This is a genomic window from Mesorhizobium sp. P2_A8 (assembly GCF_056404935.1).
This window is the reverse complement of the sequence record NZ_JBFUDB010000016.1, coordinates 39,991-57,993: the sequence shown is the minus strand read 5'-3', so window position 1 is coordinate 57,993 and position 18,003 is coordinate 39,991. Positions and strand designations below refer to the sequence as shown.

The 18,003-nt window shown below is 62.1% G+C and carries 17 protein-coding genes and 1 pseudogene; 8 read left to right on the top strand and 10 right to left on the bottom strand.

All coding sequences use genetic code 11. From position 1 onward, the window contains the following. The first annotated feature begins 98 nt into the window (after window positions 1–98). Together AC1D10_RS34355 and AC1D10_RS34350 are read left to right on the top strand one after the other, a co-directional pair. A complete protein-coding gene (locus AC1D10_RS34355) occupies window positions 99–251 on the top strand; it encodes a DUF1365 family protein (RefSeq protein ID WP_477279574.1) in 153 nt (50 codons plus the stop codon). A gap of 59 nt (window positions 252–310) precedes the next feature. Then, entirely contained in the window at window positions 311–1,567 is a 1,257-nt protein-coding gene (locus AC1D10_RS34350) for a class I SAM-dependent methyltransferase (protein ID WP_477279572.1), read from the top strand. A 46-nt stretch (window positions 1,568–1,613) separates the two neighbouring features. On the opposite strand, the gene AC1D10_RS34345 is transcribed toward AC1D10_RS34350, so the two are convergent. Further along, window positions 1,614–3,593 (bottom strand): bifunctional 2',3'-cyclic-nucleotide 2'-phosphodiesterase/3'-nucleotidase, encoded by a 1,980-nt coding sequence (locus AC1D10_RS34345; RefSeq protein WP_477279570.1) that lies wholly within the window; start codon window positions 3,591–3,593, stop codon window positions 1,614–1,616. A 150-nt stretch (window positions 3,594–3,743) separates the two neighbouring features. Next, entirely contained in the window at window positions 3,744–5,009 is a 1,266-nt protein-coding gene (locus AC1D10_RS34340; protein ID WP_477279568.1) for an NAD(P)/FAD-dependent oxidoreductase, read from the bottom strand. Between the two features lie 160 nt (window positions 5,010–5,169). On the opposite strand from AC1D10_RS34340, the gene AC1D10_RS34335 reads away from it, so the two are divergent. Next, the gene (locus AC1D10_RS34335; protein ID WP_477279566.1) at window positions 5,170–5,820 is read left to right on the top strand and encodes a 5-formyltetrahydrofolate cyclo-ligase; all 651 of its coding nucleotides are present in this window, start codon (window positions 5,170–5,172) and stop codon (window positions 5,818–5,820) included. 173 nt (window positions 5,821–5,993) lie between these two features. Then, window positions 5,994–6,554 (top strand): hypothetical protein, encoded by a 561-nt coding sequence (locus AC1D10_RS34330; RefSeq protein ID WP_477279564.1) that lies wholly within the window; start codon window positions 5,994–5,996, stop codon window positions 6,552–6,554. On the opposite strand, the gene AC1D10_RS34325 is transcribed toward AC1D10_RS34330, so the two are convergent. Next, window positions 6,551–7,024, bottom strand: coding sequence for an Lrp/AsnC family transcriptional regulator (locus tag AC1D10_RS34325; protein WP_010909317.1), 474 nt, complete (start codon window positions 7,022–7,024; stop codon window positions 6,551–6,553). The two genes, AC1D10_RS34330 and AC1D10_RS34325, sit on opposite strands and share 4 nt — an antisense overlap. A gap of 156 nt (window positions 7,025–7,180) precedes the next feature. Here AC1D10_RS34325 and ald point away from each other — a divergent pair, with 156 nt between their 5' ends. Next, entirely contained in the window at window positions 7,181–8,296 is a 1,116-nt protein-coding gene (ald, locus tag AC1D10_RS34320) for an alanine dehydrogenase (protein WP_477279562.1), read from the top strand. Window positions 8,297–8,303: 7 nt separating this feature from the next. On the opposite strand, the gene AC1D10_RS34315 is transcribed toward ald, so the two are convergent. The 6 genes from AC1D10_RS34315 to AC1D10_RS34290 form a co-directional block, all read right to left on the bottom strand. After that, window positions 8,304–8,453, bottom strand: a complete 150-nt coding sequence (locus tag AC1D10_RS34315; RefSeq protein WP_477279560.1) for a hypothetical protein — start codon at window positions 8,451–8,453, stop codon at window positions 8,304–8,306. Between the two features lie 63 nt (window positions 8,454–8,516). Then, the gene (locus AC1D10_RS34310; RefSeq protein WP_477279558.1) at window positions 8,517–8,984 is read right to left on the bottom strand and encodes a DUF1203 domain-containing protein; all 468 of its coding nucleotides are present in this window, start codon (window positions 8,982–8,984) and stop codon (window positions 8,517–8,519) included. Window positions 8,985–9,085: 101 nt separating this feature from the next. Continuing rightward, on the bottom strand, window positions 9,086–9,649 hold the full coding sequence (locus AC1D10_RS34305) for a GNAT family N-acetyltransferase (protein WP_477279556.1): 564 nt from the start codon (window positions 9,647–9,649) through the stop codon (window positions 9,086–9,088). A gap of 5 nt (window positions 9,650–9,654) precedes the next feature. Next, window positions 9,655–10,506 (bottom strand): 3-mercaptopyruvate sulfurtransferase, encoded by an 852-nt coding sequence (gene sseA, locus AC1D10_RS34300; RefSeq protein ID WP_477279554.1) that lies wholly within the window; start codon window positions 10,504–10,506, stop codon window positions 9,655–9,657. Between the two features lie 145 nt (window positions 10,507–10,651). After that, window positions 10,652–11,395, bottom strand: a complete 744-nt coding sequence (locus AC1D10_RS34295) for an alanyl-tRNA editing protein (protein ID WP_477279552.1) — start codon at window positions 11,393–11,395, stop codon at window positions 10,652–10,654. Then, complete coding sequence (locus AC1D10_RS34290) at window positions 11,395–12,429, bottom strand: cysteine synthase A (protein WP_477279550.1); 1,035 nt, start codon at window positions 12,427–12,429, stop codon at window positions 11,395–11,397. The genes AC1D10_RS34295 and AC1D10_RS34290 overlap by 1 nt, the downstream gene beginning before the upstream one ends. Before the next feature lie 227 nt (window positions 12,430–12,656). On the opposite strand from AC1D10_RS34290, the gene AC1D10_RS34285 reads away from it, so the two are divergent. Then, a complete protein-coding gene (locus tag AC1D10_RS34285) occupies window positions 12,657–13,478 on the top strand; it encodes an SDR family oxidoreductase (RefSeq protein WP_477279548.1) in 822 nt (273 codons plus the stop codon). Between the two features lie 98 nt (window positions 13,479–13,576). Next, window positions 13,577–14,537 (top strand): annotated as a pseudogene (locus tag AC1D10_RS34280) (alpha/beta hydrolase). Between the two features lie 105 nt (window positions 14,538–14,642). On the opposite strand, the gene AC1D10_RS34275 reads toward AC1D10_RS34280, so the two are convergent. Beyond that, window positions 14,643–16,055, bottom strand: a complete 1,413-nt coding sequence (locus tag AC1D10_RS34275) for a DEAD/DEAH box helicase (RefSeq protein ID WP_379097770.1) — start codon at window positions 16,053–16,055, stop codon at window positions 14,643–14,645. A 409-nt stretch (window positions 16,056–16,464) separates the two neighbouring features. Between AC1D10_RS34275 and AC1D10_RS34270 the strand changes: the two genes are divergently transcribed. Continuing rightward, a complete protein-coding gene (locus AC1D10_RS34270; RefSeq protein WP_477279546.1) occupies window positions 16,465–17,997 on the top strand; it encodes an acyl-CoA carboxylase subunit beta in 1,533 nt (510 codons plus the stop codon). Window positions 17,998–18,003: the final 6 nt, after the last annotated feature.

The following is an 18,003-nucleotide window of genomic DNA, read 5'->3' as shown; positions in this document are numbered from 1 at the left end:
GGCGTTTTTGGCGTGTTCGGCCTTTGCTGTGTAAAAGGCAAACCCACGCCGGTGGGAGCCGGCCACGTGGCACAGCCCAGCTTGCAGCATGCCTCTTGATGTTCTCCCTCGTGACGTGGAAGATTGTCGCAGGGATTCACTGGGAAGCGCTGAAGCTCTGGTTAAGGGGCGCGCGCTTTCGTTCGGGCCCGCCCGTCACCGAACCGGTCCGCTGCCGGTATCAGGCAACGGCGCTCGAACCTGGCGAATGAACCGCGAGAACCGAGGCTCGGCAATTGGCGCCGACACCGCGGAAGTCCAGGGGCGTGAGATGGCACACAAGGAACATCATGGCGTAGCGTCAGGCGACGCGGTCAGGCTTGACGAATTCAATTTCGCCGAGATCGTCAAGGGCCTGCCGGCGAAGGCGCGCATGGTGCTGTCGGCGGCGATGAACCTGCCGCGCGGGTCGCTGAAGGTCAGGATGCCGGACGGCCGCGCCGTCCTGGTCGGCGGCAAGGGACCGGGCCCAGACGCCGAACTTGTGCTCAAGAACTGGCGCTTGCCCGGCCGCGCCTTTTCCGGCGGTACGATCGGCGTTGCCGAATCCTACATGGACGGCGATTGGGAAAGCCCTGATGTCACCAGCTTCCTGGAGCTGTTCGTGATCAATTCGGCGATCGGCGAACGCGTCGCCGGCGGCGCCAGCTGGCTCATCAACACCGTCCAGCGCATCCGCCACTGGTTCAACGAGAACACGCACACCGGCTCGAAGCGCAATATTTCGGCGCATTACGACCTCGGCAACGCCTTCTACAAGCAATGGCTCGATCCGAGCATGACCTATTCCTCGGCGCTCTATGCCACCGGCGCCAACGACCTGGAAAGCGCCCAGGCCGCCAAATATCGCGCACTGGCCAAGGATACGGGGATCGGCCCGAAGGACCACGTGCTGGAGATCGGCTGCGGCTGGGGCGGCTTCGCCGAATTCGCGGCACGCGAGATCGGCTGCCGTGTGACCGGGCTGACGATCAGCCGCGAGCAGCACGACTTCGCCACGGCGCGCATCGCCAAGGCCGGGCTTGCCGACAAGGTCGACATCAAGCTGCAGGATTATCGCGACGAAACAGGCACTTACGACCGCATCGCCTCGATCGAGATGTTCGAGGCGGTCGGCGAGAAATACTGGCCTGTGTTCTTCAGCAAGATGAAGGCCTGCCTGAAGCCCGGCGGCACCGCGGGCCTGCAGATCATCACCATCAACGAAGCTTCTTACGACACCTATCGCGCAAGGCCGGATTTCATCCAGCGCTATGTTTTTCCGGGTGGCATGCTGCCGACGCCGTCGATCCTCAAGGCGCTCGGCAAGGATCATGGCCTTGCCCATCTGCGCGAGCGCGTGTTTCCGGACGACTATGCGCGCACGCTCGCCGAATGGCGCCAGCGGTTCTGGGCATCATGGGAAAAGATCGTCCCGCTCGGCTTCGACGACCGCTTCAAGAAGCTCTGGGAGTTCTACCTGCACTATTGCGAGGCCGGTTTCCGCGCCAGCTACATCGACGTGCGCCAGGTGGTCTACAAGGCATAGGCCTACGCCGCCGTGACGGCGCAGACCTATGTCTATATGGCAACAATCAGAGAAGGATGCGGTATTTCGCGAATCCCGCTTCGCCCTCACCCGCCGGCTCGATCTTCAGCGACTTCACCTCGGCAATGAAATCCTTCGCCTTGGCGCCGGTTTCGAACACGGCGCTGGTTCCAGGCAGCGGCGCGAACGACCAGTTGTCGTCCGCCGACGGGTTGATCGTGCCCTCGCTGACGATATAGCGAACGATGACGTCGCGATTGGTGTCCGGCGCCTCGTAGATGATCTTCGAGGCATTGATGTCGGGGAAATTGCCGCCGCCGCCGGCACGGTAATTGTTGGTCGCAACGACGAATTTCTGTTTTGGATCAATCGGTTTTCCATCGAACATCAAGTCCGCGATACGATTGGCGCCGGCATTCGCCAGCCCGCCCTTGGCGTCATATTTCGGCGGATGCGACAGGTCTATTTTGTAGGTGACACCGTCGATGACGTCGAAATTGTAGGACGGGAAGTCTGTGTTGATGAGTGGCTGGTTGGCCTTGCCAGGCTCGATCCTGTTGAAGATGCCGGCCGACATTTCCAGCCATTCCTTGACCTGCGCGCCGGTGATTTCGACGGCGCGCACGGTGTTCGGGTAGAGATAGAGGTCGGCGACGTTCTTGATGGCGATATCGCCTGCCGGCACGTCGGTATAGTAGTCAGCGCCGTTGCGCCCGCCGGCCTTGAAGGGAGCGGCGGCCGACAGCAGCGGCACATCCTTCCATTGCGTGTTCTTGAGAATATCCTTCAGGTACCAGGTCTGCGCCTGGCTGACGACCTGCACCGACGGATCGTCGGCGACCAGCGCGAAATACGAGTAAAGCGGCGCGGAAGTCTTGCCGACGGGACGCCGCACATAGGCCAATGTCGCCTGATGGTCCTGCTCGAGCGCGGCGATGATGCGCTTGTCGTCCGGCACGGTCGGCTTGTTCTTGTTGTCGACGCGTTCGAAGATCGGTCGGGCTTCGGAGGTAGCGGAAACGACCTTCCATTTTGATCCGTCGCGCTCCAGCATCAAGTCGATCAGCCCCATATGCGAGCCCCAGAAGCCGCCCATGACGGCGGGTTTGCCCTGCAGCGTGCCTTTTTGCGTGTCGACTCCATCGAGCGACTGGAAATCCTTCTTGCCGGGGAAGACCAGATGCTGGTGACCGGTGAACACCCCATCGATGCCGTCGACACCGGCGACGAAGAACGATGCGTTCTCCATCATTTCGCCCTGCTTCACGTCGATGCCGGAATGCGATAGTGCAATGACGATATCAGCGCCCTCCTCCTTGATCTGCGGCACCCAGGCCTTCGCCGCCTCGACGATGTCGCGCGTCTTGACGCTGCCTTCGAGATTCTTGAGGTCCCAGACCATGATCTGCGGCGGCACGAAGCCGATGATGCCGATCCTGATCGGCTGCTCGGCGCCTAAACCGTCCTTGATCTTCTTGTCGAGGATCACATAGGGCTTGAGGTAGAGCTTGTCGTCGCGCGGGTTCGCGGCAAGCTCGGTGCCACGGATCAAATTGGCGCAGACGAAGGGGAAATTGGCGCCGGCCAGCACCTTGTCCATGAACGACAGGCCGTAGTTGAACTCGTGGTTGCCAAGCGTCGAGCATTCATAGCCGAGCAGGTTCATGGCTTTCATGATCGGATGCAGGTCACCATCCTTCATGCCCCTCTCATAAGCGATGTAGTCGCCCATCGGATTGCCCTGCAGCAGGTCGCCATTGTCGATCAGCATCGAATTGACGGCTTCCTTGCGCACTGCGTCGATGAGCGACGCCGTGCGCGACAAGCCCATCGTGTCGTTCGCTTTGTCGGCGTAGTAATCATAAGGCAGCACGTTCACGTGGATGTCGGTGGTTTCCATGATCCGGAGATGGGCCTGGTTGGCCTGCGCGCGGGCGGAGAACGGATGCAGCATGATCAGCGCTCCTGCGGCGGCGGCACTGCCAAGGAGATCACGGCGGGAGATGGGATGGAGCAGTCGCGACATGAGTTCTCCTTCTTCGACAACGTGACAGCCCTGCCCCGAAGCGAACTTCGCGCTGAAACCCATCTAAGTCCATTCAACAAGTCGCGCGCATCAAGCCACCAGTCGATCAGGAACAGATGACGTGCGGATGAACGGGCTCGGGTGAAGAAATCAACCCTTGTCGTCGTCGCCCTGGGTAATCAGCCGCGCGCTGCGCTGACCCGTCGCGTAGATCCATAGCCAGCTCAGCGACACCGCAAGCCGGTTGCGAAAGCCGATCAGGAAATAGATGTGCGCAATTCCCCACAGCCACCAGGCCGCCCAACCGGTGAGCTTGATCCAACCGAAATCGATCACCGCGGCGCGCTTGCCGATCGTGGCGAGGTCGCCGTCATGCCTGTAGCGGAATGGCCGTGGGCTGATGTCACCGGCAAGCCGCGCCTTCAGCGCGGCGGCAACATGCCGACCCTGCTGCTTGGCAGCCGGCGCCACACCGGGAACAGGACGTCCATCCGGCCGCAGAACGTGCGCGGCATCGCCGACGACGAAAACCTCCGGGCTGCCCGGTACGGTCAAATCAGGCTCAACGAGCACCCGTCCCGCGCGGTCCGCCGCCGCGCCGAGCCATTCGGCGGCTGGCGAGGCGGCGACGCCCGCCGCCCACAGGATCGTGCCTGCCGCCAGATGCTTGTCGCCGAAGACGACGCCCTCCGCGTCGCACCGCGTAACGGCCCGGCCGAGCTCTATCGTCACGCCGAGCCGCTCGAGCGCCTTCACGGCATAGTTGGAAAGTTTCGGGGCAAAATTGGCCAGGATACGATCGCCGGCCTCGATCAGCACCACGCGCGTTTGCCGTGTATCGATGTTGCGGAATTCACCGCGCAGCGTGTCATGCGCCAGTTCGATGATGGTGCCGGCAAGTTCCACGCCGGTCGGCCCGCCACCGACGATCGCGATGGTCAGCAGCGCCTGGCGCTTGGCGGGATCGGTCTCCCGCTCGGCCTGCTCGAAGGCCAGAAGAATGCGCCGTCGAACCGTGGTGGCGTCCTCCAGTGTCTTCAGGCCGGGCGCGAAGGGTTCCCATTCGTCATGGCCGAAATAGGCGTGGCGGGCACCGGTGGCGAGCAGCAGCGTGTCGTAGGCGACCGCGCTGCCATCATCGAGCAGAACACGTTTACCGGCGCGGTCGACGCCGACGACATTGGCGAGCAACGTCGTCGCATCCTTGCGCTTGCGCAGGAGGTGGCGGACCGGCCAGGCAATCTCGGACGTCGCCAGCGCCGTAGTCGCCACCTGGTAGAGCAGCGGCTGGAACAGATGATGATTGCGCTTGTCGATCATGGTGATGCGGACTGGCGCACCCGCGAGCGCTCGGGTGAATTCGAGACCGCCGAAACCCGCGCCGACAACGACGACATGATGGCTGGCCTGGTTCATCTCATTCACCGCTAACGGATTGCCTAGCCTAGATGTAGGTACTTTTGTGCATCGCAGCAACGCAAGGGTGGTGCCTGAGACTCGTCGTTCTATGTCGTGAACGCACATGTCGTATCGTGTCACGAGGTATAGCGTGATCAAATACGCGATGAGGTAAAGCATGGCTAACGATCATGACGACCAAGGTCCGGCGCAATATGCCTCTCCTCCCTGCTTCATGCATGAACTCGATCCCGCGTTTCAGATACCACTAACCGACTGGACCGACGTCCGGCGCTGGCGCAAGGCCGAGCGCGAACGCCTGATCGCCGCGCGTCTTGCCGTTTCGGCCGACGCGCGAACAGTGATGTCGCAACGCATTGCGGAAGGTCTCGACGCAATCGTCGGCGAGGTCGCCGGCCGCATGGTCAGCCTCTACTGGCCGTTTCGCGGCGAGCCCGACCTGCGGTCATGGATGGCGTCCATCAATGCGCGTGGCGGCCGCACCGCCCTGCCCATCGTTATCGAGAAAGGGCAGCCGCTGATCTTTCGCGCCTACGCGCCGGGCGACCGTCTGGAAAAAGGTGTCTGGAACATCCCGATACCGGCCGAGGGCGATCCGGTGCTGCCGGACATCGTCATCTCGCCGATCGTCGGCATCGATCCCGGCAACTACCGCCTGGGCTATGGCGGTGGCTTCTTCGACCGCACGCTGGCCGCGATGCCGTCCAAGCCACTGGTGATCGGCGTTGGCTACGAACTGCAACGCATAGCCACCATCTACCCGCAGCCGCACGATATCCCGATGGATCGGATCGTCACCGAGGCCTAGGAGGCTTTTTGGAAAATGAGACCGGCTGGATTTCTGTTTCGCTGCAAATATGATTCGCGATGTGGACACGACAGCAGCGAGGCTGGTTGGGCGGGATCACCCGACGTAAAACACCTCAGGTACGGACCCAACGCGTTTCAATCGAAACATACTCCCGCCGTGTAGCAGCGCAAATGTCACGTGACAAAAATCCGACTTGGTCGATAAACAATATGATCCTTAAGGGGACCATGCTGCGGCGGGCCGTTTCGACATGTGCTCTGGGCGGATCCAGCAGTGTCCGGTCGCTCTTTAGATTGGCTGCTTCAAGACAGATGATGATCGGACAAACTATAGCGGCTGCCCTTGCAATTGCTTTTTCCTTTTCGCCTTCGCATGCGCAACCACAGCATCGTTTACCGAGCGGTTATAAATGGGGCCGCTGCCTGCTTATTGTTAGCGGTCAGACACGCATATCCGGAAGATGCTCTTATCAAATCGAGAAGGGTGGCGATTTTAATATCCAGGGGCCTCGGCAAGTTTTTGCAGGCATCGACTATCCTGATACGAATAGTGGGGCTGGTGAAATGTCCGAAGATTACTGGGCAGTTGTCTACAAGGACGGTGATTTTTGGGAAGGCTATGGGAATTCGGACATTCGCGAAACTCACGGTGAACCAGGAGATTGGGGAGAACTTCGCCGCGAAGGCGCATGCTATGTTGGGAAGGACGTCCGGGTGTGCCTTTGGCATTAGGCCATTTCCGGCTTCATGCCCATCGCCGTGCGGTCGACGATCTCACGCAAGGCGAACGACGAGTTGATCTTGGTCACATGCGGCATCGCCGACAGCCACTCCTTGTGGATACGCTCGTAGTCGACGAGATCCTTTGCCGCGATCCTCAGAATATAGTCATATTCGCCTGACATCAGGTGGCAGGACAGCACGTTCGGACAGCGCTTGATCGCCGCCTCGAAATCCGACAGCGTCTTCTCGAACTGTCCCGACAGCGATATGTGCACGATCGCCGTCATCTGGTGGCCAAGTGCGGCATTGGAAAGCCGGGCGTGGTAGCCGCGGATGGTTCCGGATTTCTCCAGATTGTCGAGCCGGCGCGAGCACGCGGACTGCGATAGACCAACCTTCTCGGCAAGTGCTGCATTGGGTATCCTGCCATCCTTCTGCAAAGTCTCGAGAATGGCGATATCGATCCTGTCGAGCGGCATTTTTCGTGAATCCTGCGAACATCTCACTATTTTGCGCAACGATTATCGAAACGCGCCCCTTGGCGCAAGCGCATTCGCAAACACCTGCGCAACGATTCGTGGTTCACTCCACCAATACAGGGAACGAGCCCAAAAGGGCCGGATCAGGAGAAGAAAATGCGCGTCGGCTGCCCCAAGGAAATCAAGAACCACGAATACCGCGTCGGCCTCACGCCCGGCTCGGTCCGCGAATATGTCGCCCATGGCCATGAAGTGCTGGTCGAGACCGGCGCAGGGGCCGGCATCGGCGCCGACGACAATGCCTACCGTGCCGCCGGCGCCACGATCGCCAAGGCGGCTGCCGACGTGTTCGCCAAGTCTGACATGATCGTCAAGGTCAAGGAGCCGCAGCCCAATGAATGGGCGCAGCTTCGCGACGGCCAGATCCTGTACACCTATCTTCACCTGGCTCCGGATCCGGAGCAGACCAAGGGCCTGCTCGCCTCCGGCGTGACCGCCATCGCCTACGAAACCGTGACCGACGACCGTGGCGGCCTGCCGCTGCTGGCGCCGATGTCGGAAGTTGCCGGACGCTTGTCGATCCAGGCCGGCGCCACGGCTCTGCAGAAGGCCAATGGCGGCCGCGGCGTGCTGCTCGGCGGCGTGCCCGGCGTGCTGCCGGGCAAAGTCACCGTGCTCGGTGGCGGCGTGGTCGGCCTGCACGCGGCCAGGATGGCGGCGGGTCTTGGCGCAGACGTCACCATTATCGACCGCTCGATCCCGCGCCTGCGCCAGCTTGACGACCTCTTTGCCGGCCGGGTTCACACCCGCTACTCGACCGTCGAGGCGCTCGAGGAAGAGTGCTTTTCGGCCGACATCGTCGTCGGCGCCGTGCTTATTCCGGGCGCCGCCGCACCCAAGCTGGTTTCGCGCGAAATGCTGTCAGGCATGAAGAAGGGCTCGGTGTTGGTCGACGTCGCCATCGATCAGGGCGGCTGCTTCGAGACCTCGCATGCCACCACCCATGCCGAGCCGACCTATGAGGTTGACGGTGTCATCCACTACTGCGTCGCCAACATGCCCGGCGCGGTGCCGGTCACGTCGGCCCACGCGCTCAACAACGCGACGCTTCATTATGGCCTGCAGCTCGCCGACAAGGGGATGAAGGCGCTGGTCGACGACCACCACCTGCGCAACGGCCTCAATGTCCACAGGGGCAAGATCACCAACCGTGCGGTCGCCGAGGCGCTCGGCTACGAGCTGGTTGAGCCGAAAGCCGTTCTCGCGGCCTGATTTCACCTTAAAGCGACCTCTCGTCAGCCCGCCGGTTCATTCCGGCGGGTTTTTTCTTGACCTGACGGCGGGCAACAAAAAAGCGGAGCCAAAGCCCCGCTTCCTCGATGTCGAGATTTCCCGCCGGTTCATCCGCGGTCGGCAAATCAATCGACAATCGGTTTCTATCGCGACGATGCGACAGGAGTACGACAGCCCCTCCGCCGGCGGTCTCAACGCCTCAGGCGCGCTCGATGCGGCACTGGTAGCAGTTGTTGCGCGCCGAGCGGACATGGACGTAGGCGATATCGTGGCGTTCGAACAAGGTTGCGGCTCGCGCCGCGATCGCTGCGGTCGGGATGACGCCGCCGCTGCCATAGACGATACGATCATCGCTGCCATAGCCGCGCACGATGTAGTCGGGGCTTTCGAGGACCTCGGGCAGCGCGTCGGTCTCGGCGGCGCGGTCGCATTCTTCGGCATGCAGGAAGATCGGCCCGGTTTCGGCATAGGGCTGAAGCTCCGGGAATGGCCGGTAGGCCAGAGTGAGGTAGGCGTCGCCGGCGGCGATGTTTTTCAGACAGTGCCGGCAAGGCATGCCGTCACCATCGGAGATCTTTCGCTCGGGCGTCTGGCCGTAGGCATCGGGGCCGCCGCGCTGCAGCGCCCTGACATCTTCGGTCGGCAGAGCTTTGAACTGGATGGTCATGATGAGATCTCCGGTGTCGTTGACCGGAAATTATGCGCCCACGCCGCTACTTCCCACCCGATTCCTGCCAAGTGTCGAAGGACCGAACGGACCAACTGATGTCACGGCCGCATGACGCTGGCCGAGCGCTCGAGGAACGGCAGCGGATGCACGACTTCCTTCTTCTGCGCCACCGGTGCGAAACCAAGCTTCTGGTAGAGCGGCAGAGCCGCCGGATGATCGAGCGTACAGGTCTGCACCGTCACCCGCTTCGGCCCGTACGACCATGCCGCCGCGATCGCCGAGCCCAGGAACCATCTGCCGATGCCTTGCCCGGTCGCATGTTCCATCATGCCGAAATAGGCGAGTTCGACCTCTTCCGGCAAGTGCGGCTTGAGGTCGAAGAAGCCGGCGGGCGCGCCGTCGAGATAGAGCACCCTAATGTCGCGGTCCTCGCGGTGGATACCGGCTGAAAGCTCATCGTCATCCAGCCTCAGCACATTGACCCAGTGCCATTTTCGCCCCACCCGATCCATCAGGTAGCGGTAGAAATGCAGAGGAATTTCCTTGGTCTTCAAAAGCGCGACCTGGCGGTTGTAGGGCACCGGTGGCGAATAAGCCGGCGGCACATTCATCTCGAGAAACGTCACCGTGACTTCGATGTCTTCCAGAGCGCCGTTTTCCATCGTCCTCATTCCTTGCCGGTCACGACGGGCGTGTCGGAGAGCCCACCCCATTCCGTCCATGAGCCGTCGTAAAGCCTGTTGTCGGTATGGCCAAGAGTTTCCAGCGCCAGCGTCACCACCGCGGCTGTAATGCCGGATCCACACGAGGTGATGACGGATCTCGACAGATCGATGCCAGCCCCCTCGATCACCTTGCGCAGGCGGTCCTTCGACAGCAGCTCGCCATTTTCCGACAGCGCCGAATAGGGCAGATTGCGCGCGCCAGGCATATGGCCTGATCGGATACCCGCGCGCGGTTCAGGCTCCGTGCCGGTAAAGCGGCCCGGTCCACGGGCATCGGCGATCTGGCTTTCCCCGGTATCGACGATCCGGCGCATGTCGGCGAGGCTGGCGACGCGACCGGCATCAAAATCCGCATGAAATACACTTGGCGCGATCTTGGTCGGTTCGGCCGTTACCGGCCGGCCGGCCGCTTTCCAACCATCGAAGCCGCCGTCCAGAATATACGTCTGGAAGACGCCCATCACCCGGAACATCCACCACGCCCGAGGCGCGGAGAAGAAGCCCGGACCGTCATAGACGACGATGGTGTCGTCGGCCGAAACGCCCATGGAACCGACATACTGGGCAAAATGCTGCGGCGACGACAATGTATGCGGCAGCGCCGAAGCCGGGTCCGAAACCGCATCCTGATCCAGAAATCGTGCGCCCGGGATGTGGGCTGCTTCGTATTCGCCGCGCGCATCGCGTTTTTGCGCCGGCAGATACCAGGACGCGTCGACGATCGTCAGGCCGGGTTCGCCGAGGCGCTGCTGCAGCCAGTCCGCATCGACGGTGAAAGGGCTGTCCTCGGCCATTTTGTTCTCCTGCACGCCTTTTGGCGCTGGTTGTCTGATTAAAGCGCGTCGCGTTTAAGCGGATCTAGGCGACGCGCTTTAAGTCCTTGTGGCTTTAAGTCCTTGTGGTTGTCCCAAAACCGGGGCCACTTTTAGGCGACATGCATCAGTTCACCGGCATCGGGCCGAAGCGGATCCGAAAGCGCCGGTTCTCGCGGCCCTTCTTCTCGATCTTGCCGATATGGATTTCGCCGACTTCGCCGGTGCTTTTGACATGGGTGCCGCCGCAGGGCTGGCTGTCCACCGAAGCATTGTCACCGATGCAGACCAGGCGGATCTTGCCGGTGCCAACCGGCGGCCGGACGTTCTTGGATTTCACGAGGCCGGGGTTCGCGGCCAGTTCCTCGTCGCTGATCAACCTGGTGAATATCGGGTGATCGGCCCGCACCAGATCCATCAGGCTGGCCGTCACTTCCTCCTTGCTGAAGCTGGCATCGGGAATATCGAAATCGACTCGGCTGTCGTCCTCGGAAACCGCCGCCCCCGTGATCGGGAACGGGCAGACGACGGTGAGCAGGTGGCAAGCCGCGTGCATGCGCATCAAGAGGTGCCGCCGTTCCCAGTCGATGGCAAGTTTCACCCGCTCGCCAACCTCCGCCACCCCTTGTTCCAGCGCCGGCACATGGATGATCTCGTCCTTGGTCTCACCGGTGATGGTGGCGGCAATGGCGATGTGGCCGCCGTCGGCGCGTTCAAGATGACCGGTATCGCCCGGTTGGCCGCCCGAGGTGGCGTAGAAGATCGTCCGGTCGAGAATAATGCCGCCGCGGTCGTTGACGGCAATGACAGTAGCGTCCGCCGCGCGCAGATAGGCGTCGTCGCGAAAAAGCGCTTCCGTCTTGTGCGCCATTACGCGACCTTTTCGAACGGTACCGAAATGGTGCTGCGCTGCTCCATCCAGCCCGGCACCGGCAGGTTTTTCTCGCGCAGGAATTCCGGGTTGAAAAGCTTCGACTGATAGCGCGTGCCATAGTCGCAAAGAATGGTCACGATGGTGTGGCCGGGCCCAAGTTCGCGCGCCAGACGGATCGCGCCGGCAATGTTGATGCCGGTCGAGCCGCCGACGCAAAGGCCCTCTTCCTGGATCAGGTCGAAGACGATCGGCAGCGCATCCTCGTCTGGGATCTGGAATGAAAAATCCGGCGTGAAGCCATCGAGATTGGCGGTGATGCGCCCCTGCCCGATGCCTTCGGTGATCGAACTGCCTTCGGACTTCAACTCACCGCTGGTGTAGAAACTGTAGAGCGCGGCGCCCAGCGGATCGGCGAGCGCAATCTTGACGTCCTTGCTCTTGGCCTTCAGCCCGGAGGCGACGCCGGCCAGCGTTCCGCCCGAACCCACCGCCGAGACAAAGCCGTCGACCTTGCCACCGGTCTGGTTCCAGATTTCCTGCGCCGTGGTGCGGATATGGCCGTCACGGTTGGCGACATTGTCGAACTGGTTTGCCCATATGGCGCCGTTCGGCTCCGTCCGCGCCATCTGCTCGGCCAACCTCCCCGACAGTTTCACGTAATTGTTGGGGTTCTTGTAAGGCACCGCGGGTACCTCGATCAGCTCGGCACCGAGCAGTTTGATGGTGTCCTTCTTTTCCTGGCTCTGGGTGTCGGGGATGACGATGACGGTGCGGTATCCCAGCGCCTTGGCAACCAGCGTCAGCCCGATCCCAGTATTGCCGGCCGTTCCCTCGACGATGACGCCGCCGGGCTTCAGCAGCCCGCGCTGCTCGGCGTCGCGGATGATGAACAGACCGGCGCGATCCTTGACCGATTGGCCCGGGTTCATGAATTCGGCCTTGCCCAGGATCTCGCAACCGGTTTGTTCAGACGCTTTGTTGAGGCGGATCAGAGGCGTGTTGCCGATCGCGTCGATCACAGAACGGGGCATTCAGGATTCCTTGTGTAGGTGCGCCGAAACCCTAGAAACCCGAAGCTTCGGTTTCAAGGCAAGAATTTGTCTGGTCCAGTCGCATTTGCGGCACTGTTATCGCGCCAACGCTTCTCAACATCGCCTTCATGCCCCACAGTTCATTTCCGCGCGGCGATGAAAAGCACTCTTTTCATTCGATTTCTTCATCGCTAGAGCAGGACACGAACAAGTCGACAGGGCGCAGCATGACACTCTATCGGGCCAACCCGAAGCACGGCGTCGCTTGGATCACGGGCGGCAGCAGCGGCATCGGCCGTGCGCTGGCCAGGGATCTTGCGTCCCAGGGCTACGCCGTCGCGGTGACCGCGCTCGACGACGATCCGATCGACACGCTTGCCGTCGAGACCGCTCAGATGCCTGGCAGTGTCACGGCCTTTCCCTGCGACGTCACCGACGAGCCGCGCATGGCAAAGACCGTCGCCGCTATCGAGAAGGAGCTCGGTCCCATCGTGCTCGCCGTCTTCAATGCCGGAAACTACATATCGACACCGGGCGAGAATCTGGCCGTCGCCGACTTTCGCCGGTCCTTTGAGGTCAACTATTTCGGCATCGTCAACGGCTTGGTGCCTGCGGTCGAGCGCATGCGTGTGCGGGCGCGCGGCCACGTCGTGCTGGTCGGCTCGGTCACCGCTTATTTCGGCTGGCCGACCACGGCTGCCTATGGCGGCACCAAGGCGGCGATCAACATCCTGGCGGAATCGCTGAAGTATGATTTCGACAAGATGAACGTACGCATCCAGGTGATCAATCCGGGCTTCATCGACACCCCGCTGACCGAGAAGAACATGCTGCCGATGCCGGGATTGATGCCGGTCAGCCGAGCGTCGCGCCGCATGGCGCGTGGCATCAAGTCCGGCGGCTTCGAAGTCACCTTCCCGCGCCGATTGAGCTGGCCGCTGAAGCTGCTCAGCCTGCTGCCGAGGCCGCTGTGCAGAGGGGTGATCAGCCTCATGACCAGTTGGAAGGCCCGGCCGCTGCACTACGACCGCAAACCGCCAAGCGAGTAGAACGGCATCGCAATCGGCGAGCCGCCCGCTTTCGAGCCGGCACGTTGCCTGGTTGTGGCCGCCGCCATAGGCTGAGAAATTATTCTCTGGAGTCTGCGATGGGGCGACGGATCGTGCTTGCTGTGCTGGGCCTTGTCGCATTCCTTTCATTGGCTTTCGTGCTTGGCCCGCGTGTTCCTGTCGACACCACGATCCGTTTCGATCCCTCGGTCTTCGGCGACGATCCGCAGGCCTATGTGGCGAAGGCGGAAGCCGCCATACCTGGCATCCGGGACGGGCTGGAGAAAGAGATCGTCTGGGCCAATCCAATTGTGCATGCCAGGACGCCGCTGTCGATCGTCTATATCCACGGCTTTTCCGCCTCGAAGGGAGAGGTCCGGCCGCTGTCCAACGAAGTGGCCGACCAGCTCGACGCCAATCTGTTCTACACTCGCCTTACCGGCCACGGGCAGGACGGCGCGGCGATGACACAAGGCAGCGTCAATGCCTGGATCAACGACTGTGAGGAGGCACTCGCCATCGGCCGGGCGATCGGCGACAAGGTGATCGTCATCTCGACCTCGACCGGCAGCTCACTGGCGACGTGGGCGGCGACGCAGCCGGGCGCGTCGGACGGGGTGGCGGCGATTGCGTTCATCTCGCCGAATTTCGGCGTCCAGGCATCCGGTGCCGAGGTGGGGCAAACAGATCGCAAAACTCGTCGCCGACAAGGAACACAGTTTCGTGCCGCGCAACGCGCCGCACGAGAAATTCTGAACCTATAGATATCCAATTGCCGCGACGCTGCCGATGCAGGCGCTGACCGAGCTTGCTTATGGCGCGCCGGTGGAGAAGGCGACCATCCCTGCCCTGTTCATCTTTTCGGACTCTGACAGAGTGGTGCGCGAAGACCGCACCCGCGAAATCGCCGCGCGCTGGGGCGGGCCGCACGAACTGGTTCCGGTCGAGAACAGCGGCGACCCGGACAACCACGTCATCGCCGGCGACGCGCTGTCGCCATCGATCACGGCCTTTCTGGCGCAAAGGATCGCCGTCTGGGTCGAGGCCGTGGCCAAGTAGCTTACCGACGAAAAGGGCGGCCGAAGCATCGCTTCAGCCGCCCTTTCTTTGTCAGTCACGAGCAATCAGCCAGCCTAGGCTTGACGGATTGCGAAGCGGTCTGGCTTACGCAGCCCGCGCCGCCGGACGCTTGCCGCCGAAGCGGCGCTTGTTGTTGCCCTTGAAGGGCTTGGCGCCTTCAGGCTTGCGCTCGCCAGCGAATGCCGGCTTGTCGCCGAAGCGCTTCTTGCCAAACCCGTTGCCCTTGTTCTCGCCACCGGGCCGCCTGCCGTCGCGACGACCATTGCCGTTGCGATCATTGGCCGGCTCGAAGCGCTCGTTCTTTTCAGCCGGATTGCGCTGCGGATCAGGGTTGCCGAGATGGTCGGCAACGATCGGCAGCTTGGTGCGGATGATGCGCTCCACCTGGCGCAGCTTGCTGTTTTCCGACGGGTCGCAAAGCGTGATGGCGATGCCGTCCATGCCGTTGCGGCCGGTGCGACCAATGCGGTGGACATAGCTTTCGGCTTCGTCAGGCAGGTCGAAATTGACGACATGGCTGATGCCGGGGACGTCGATGCCGCGCGCCGCGATGTCCGTCGCCACGAGAATGCGCACCGAGCCCTCGCGGAAATCGTTCAGCGCCTTTTGGCGGGCATTCTGCGACTTGTTGCCGTGGATAACGGCGGCCTTGAAGCCGTCGCGCTCGAGGTCCTTAGTCACCCTGTCAGCGCCATGCTTGGTGCGCGAAAAGATGATGACGGACTTCATCGCCTCGTCGGCGAGCATCGTCGACAGCACCTGGCGCTTCTGCTTGGTGCGGGCGAAGACGACGCCCTGCACGATCTCGGCCGCCGCCGTGCTGTGGGGGGCGACTTCGACGCGGATCGGGTTCTTCAACAGGCCTTTCGCCAGTTCGGCGATTTCGGCCGGCATGGTTGCCGAGAACAGCACCGTCTGACGGTCCGGAGCGGTCGCCTTGGCGATGCGCTTGACGTCGTTGATGAAGCCCATGTCCAGCATGCGGTCGCCTTCGTCCAGCACCAGCCATTTGGTGTCGGCAAGCACGAGGTCGCCCTCACGCACCAGATCGGTCAGCCGGCCTGGTGTGGCGATCAGGATGTCGACGCCGGGAGCGACCTTCTTCACCTGGCTGAAGCGCGAGACGCCGCCCAGCACGAGCGCGGTCGAGACATGCGCGCCCTTGGCGAGCAGCTTGATCATGTCCTCGATCTGCACGGCGAGTTCGCGCGTCGGCGCCAGAATCAGCGCACGCGCCGTCTTCGGCCGGCGCTTGGTGCCGAGAGCGATGATCTTCGACAGGATCGGCAGCGCAAAGGCCGCGGTCTTGCCCGAACCGGTCTGGGCGATGCCGAAAATGTCACGGCCCTCCAGTTGTGGCGGGATTGCCTGGGTCTGGATCGGCTTCGGCTCGGTGAAGCCGGCGGCATGGGTCGCCTTGAGCAGCGCGCCCGTAATTCCAAGTGCTGCGAAACCGGAGAGTTCCCCAGTACCGAGCAAAGTGTTTTCGTTGGTCAAAATATTCTTCTTTCACGCGGCTCATGGCCGCAAACATCAATGGCGGCAGGGCGCAACCTGCCGTCGGATAAATTGTCATGAAACGACAAGGCGGGCGGACGGTTTCGTCCACTCGGCTGCGCTGTCGTGCCCGCAGGCGTCATGCCACGGGGCTTTTTCGCCGCTTTGTGATGTACCGGAAAGAGGGCCGATATACCGGAAAGAGGGAAAACAGACGCAACCAGTCTCATTTGTCGAGAAGGCCGGATTGTTCCCGGCCCAAGCGCCTATGTCGCCGCATATGGCCCAGTTCGCTGCCAAATGCAAGAGGCGTCATGCTGCAGCGCAACAAAACCGCAGCGCAAGCGGTGCTTGCACTCGCTTGCCGGCACGATTACCACGAAATGCTGCTGGCCTGGGAGGATAACCGATGAAGGACGTGCTGAAGGAACTCGAGCGCCGCCGCGACATCGCCCGCATGGGTGGCGGCCAGGTCCGCATCGATGCCCAGCACAAGAAGGGCAAGCTCACCGCGCGTGAACGCATCGAGGTGTTTCTCGACGAGGGCTCGTTCGAGGAATTCGACATGTATGTCGAGCACCGCTCGACCGATTTCGGCATGGAGAAGACGAAGATCGCCGGCGACGGCGTCGTCACTGGCTGGGGCACCGTCAATGGCCGCCCGATCTATCTCTTCGCCAAGGATTTTACCGTCTTCGGCGGCTCGCTGTCGGAAGCCCATGCCGAGAAGGTGATCAAGGTGCAGGAGATGGCGCTGCGCAACCGCGCGCCGATCATCGGCCTCTATGATGCCGGCGGCGCGCGCATCCAGGAGGGCGTCGCTGCACTCGGCGGCTATGCCGAGATCTTCCAGCGCAACGTGCTGGCGTCCGGTGTCATTCCGCAGATATCGCTCATCATGGGTCCTTGCGCAGGCGGCGACGTCTATTCGCCTGCGATGACCGACTTCATCTTCATGGTCCGCGACACCTCCTACATGTTCGTCACCGGACCGGATGTGGTGAAGACCGTCACCAACGAGACGGTGACCGCCGAGAGCCTCGGCGGCGCCTCGGTCCACACCACGAAATCCTCGATCGCCGACGGCGCCTACGACAATGACGTGGAGGCGCTGCTGCAGATGCGTCGGCTGGTCGACCTGCTGCCCGCCTCCAACACATCGGAGCTCCCCGAGATCGAATGCTACCAGTCGGTCACCGACAATGATCTGTCGCTCGACCGGCTGATCCCCGACAACGCCAACAAGCCCTACGACATCAAGGAGTTGATCTTAAAGACCGCCGACGAAGGCGATTTCTTCGAGATCCAGCAGAATTTCGCCAAGAACATCGTCACCGGGTTCGGGCGGGTCGAGGGCCGTACCGTCGGCTTCGTCGCCAATCAGCCGATGGTGCTGGCCGGCGTGCTCGATTCGGACGCCAGCCGCAAGGCGGCGCGCTTCGTGCGCTTCTGCGACTGCTTCTCGATCCCGATCGTTACCTTTGTCGATGTCCCCGGCTTCCTGCCCGGCACGGCGCAGGAATATGGCGGGCTGATCAAGCATGGCGCGAAACTGCTGTTCGCTTATGCCGAAGCCACCGTGCCGAAGATCACCGTCATCACCAGAAAAGCCTATGGCGGCGCCTATGACGTGATGGCGTCAAAACACCTGCGCGGTGACATGAACTACGCCTGGCCGACGGCGCAGATCGCGGTGATGGGCGCCAGGGGGGCGGTCGAGATCATTTATCGCAAGGACATTGGCGATGCGGAAAAGATCGCAGCGCATACAAAGGCTTACGAGGATCGCTTCCTGTCACCCTTCGTCGCTGCCGAGCGTGGCTATGTCGATGAGGTGATCATGCCGCACTCGACCCGCCGCCGGATCGCCCGCGCACTGCGGATGCTGCGCAACAAGGACATGCAGAACCCCTGGAAGAAGCACGACAACATCCCGCTGTGAGGCGCT

Bases quoted from the DNA above. Each gene is read 5' to 3' on its own strand.
- AC1D10_RS34335 (WP_477279566.1), top strand. From the start codon at position 5,170: ATGGCTAACGATCATGACGACCAAGGTCCGGCGCAATATGCCTCTCCT.
- ald (WP_477279562.1), top strand. From the start codon at position 7,181: ATGCGCGTCGGCTGCCCCAAGGAAATCAAGAACCACGAATACCGCGTC.
- AC1D10_RS34285 (WP_477279548.1), top strand. From the start codon at position 12,657: ATGACACTCTATCGGGCCAACCCGAAGCACGGCGTCGCTTGGATCACG.
- AC1D10_RS34350 (WP_477279572.1), top strand. From the start codon at position 311: ATGGCACACAAGGAACATCATGGCGTAGCGTCAGGCGACGCGGTCAGG.
- AC1D10_RS34295 (WP_477279552.1), bottom strand. From the start codon at position 11,395: ATGGCGCACAAGACGGAAGCGCTTTTTCGCGACGACGCCTATCTGCGC.
- AC1D10_RS34330 (WP_477279564.1), top strand. From the start codon at position 5,994: ATGTCACGTGACAAAAATCCGACTTGGTCGATAAACAATATGATCCTT.
- AC1D10_RS34325 (WP_010909317.1), bottom strand. From the start codon at position 7,024: ATGCCGCTCGACAGGATCGATATCGCCATTCTCGAGACTTTGCAGAAG.
- AC1D10_RS34270 (WP_477279546.1), top strand. From the start codon at position 16,465: ATGAAGGACGTGCTGAAGGAACTCGAGCGCCGCCGCGACATCGCCCGC.
- AC1D10_RS34305 (WP_477279556.1), bottom strand. From the start codon at position 9,649: ATGGAAAACGGCGCTCTGGAAGACATCGAAGTCACGGTGACGTTTCTC.
- AC1D10_RS34340 (WP_477279568.1), bottom strand. From the start codon at position 5,009: ATGAACCAGGCCAGCCATCATGTCGTCGTTGTCGGCGCGGGTTTCGGC.
- AC1D10_RS34355 (WP_477279574.1), top strand. From the start codon at position 99: ATGTTCTCCCTCGTGACGTGGAAGATTGTCGCAGGGATTCACTGGGAA.
- sseA (WP_477279554.1), bottom strand. From the start codon at position 10,506: ATGGCCGAGGACAGCCCTTTCACCGTCGATGCGGACTGGCTGCAGCAG.
- AC1D10_RS34290 (WP_477279550.1), bottom strand. From the start codon at position 12,429: ATGCCCCGTTCTGTGATCGACGCGATCGGCAACACGCCTCTGATCCGC.
- AC1D10_RS34345 (WP_477279570.1), bottom strand. From the start codon at position 3,593: ATGTCGCGACTGCTCCATCCCATCTCCCGCCGTGATCTCCTTGGCAGT.
- AC1D10_RS34310 (WP_477279558.1), bottom strand. From the start codon at position 8,984: ATGACCATCCAGTTCAAAGCTCTGCCGACCGAAGATGTCAGGGCGCTG.